This is a genomic window from Ferruginibacter sp. HRS2-29 (genome assembly GCF_024343615.1).
In the GTDB taxonomy this organism is placed as follows: Bacteria; Bacteroidota; Bacteroidia; order Chitinophagales; family Chitinophagaceae; genus Ferruginibacter.
On record NZ_RJUB01000087.1, the window covers coordinates 1 to 1,503 of the forward strand.

General features: G+C 46.4%; 2 protein-coding genes. Both read left to right on the forward strand.

Features of this window, described 5'->3' with window-relative positions; genetic code table 11:
• Window positions 1-224, forward strand: a 224-nt coding sequence (locus tag EGI32_RS11120; protein ID WP_255155441.1) for a DUF2911 domain-containing protein, incomplete at its 5' end; no start/stop codon positions are given.
• Between the two features lie 150 nt (window positions 225-374).
• Window positions 375-1,503 (forward strand): asparagine synthase (glutamine-hydrolyzing) (gene asnB / locus EGI32_RS11125; protein ID WP_255155442.1); only part of this gene is annotated, 1,129 nt, incomplete at its 3' end.

Consider the following 1,503-nt stretch of genomic DNA (forward strand, 5'->3'; position numbering starts at 1 on the left):
TCGTGCTCAATTCCAATCTTTACACCTGGGGATTGCATACAGATACCAGCAAAGATGTAATGCGGACGGAAGTACCTGTGCAGCGCCAATCGCCGGCACTGGAAGATTTTACCATGGTATTCATGGATGAACCAGGAGGCGCAGGACTCCTGATGGCCTGGGATAATGTGAAAACGGTGTTGCCCATCAACTTTTCGAAAAAGTCAATAGCGAATAGTCAATAGGTAAAGCCCGATACTGCAAAAGAGTATTGAAAAGGCTCCATTATTGTGAACCATTGACTATTCACTATTAACTATTGACTCTGAACTTAGAACCTTCAACTTTTTTAACCAATGTGTGGAATAGCGGGAATAATAACGCGGGACGAATCAATGATCAGCAGGCCGTTGCTGAGTGCCATGGCTGATGCCTTGTCGCACCGCGGTCCCGACGGGGAAGGTTTCTGGACCAACCGCTCCAATCATGTCGGTTTTGCACATCGCAGGCTGGCTATCATCGACCTCACTGACAACGGGCATCAGCCGATGCACTACCTGCAACGTTACACCATCGTGTACAACGGTGAAATTTACAATTACATCGAATTAAAGAACGAACTGCAGAAAGCAGGCTACATTTTTACCTCCGAAAGCGATACTGAAGTGATACTGGCCGCCTACGATTTTTATGATGAGCGTTGCCTGCAGCATTTCGATGGCATGTTTGCCTTCGCTATCTGGGATGAAAAAAGACAGACCTTGTTTTGCGCACGTGACCGCTTTGGCGAAAAACCTTTTTATTATTATCAAAACCAGGAGATATTCGCCTTTGCCAGCGAAATGAAAGGGTTGTGGGCGATCGGGATTGATAAAACCATCGAGCATAAATTAATGCTTAACTATCTTTCACTGGGGCATGTGCAAAACCCTTCCAATAAATCACAGACTTTTTACAAAGATATTTTCTCCTTGCCCCCTTCACATTTTGCGGTGCTGAATTTCGCGGAAATGGATTTTCGGATACATTCTTACTGGACGATCGACAAACAATACCGCCAGCAGGTAAAGAAGCCGGATGCATTGGGCATTTTTGAAAGCCTGTTCTCACTTTCCATTCACCGCCGGTTGAGAAGCGATGTACCAGTGGGCTCCAGCCTTAGCGGCGGGCTCGACAGCTCAACGATCGCCTATTTTGTAAACAAGGCTTTGGGCAAAAGGCATGCGGGTGACTTCACCACATTTTCCGCAGTTTTCCCCGGGTTTGAAAAGGATGAGGCACAACATATACAGAAGGTTACGGACATGCTGCGCCTGAAAAATTTCACCGTTACGCCAACTGCGGAAGAACTGGTCAATGATTTTGAAAAGCTTTGCTACCACCAGGAAGAGCCATTTACGTCTTCGAGTATTTTTGCGCAATATAAAGTTTACGGGCTGGCGCAATCACATGGCGTAAGGGTATTGCTGGATGGACAGGGTGCAGATGAAACGCTGGCCGGTTACCACAAATATATCCACTGGT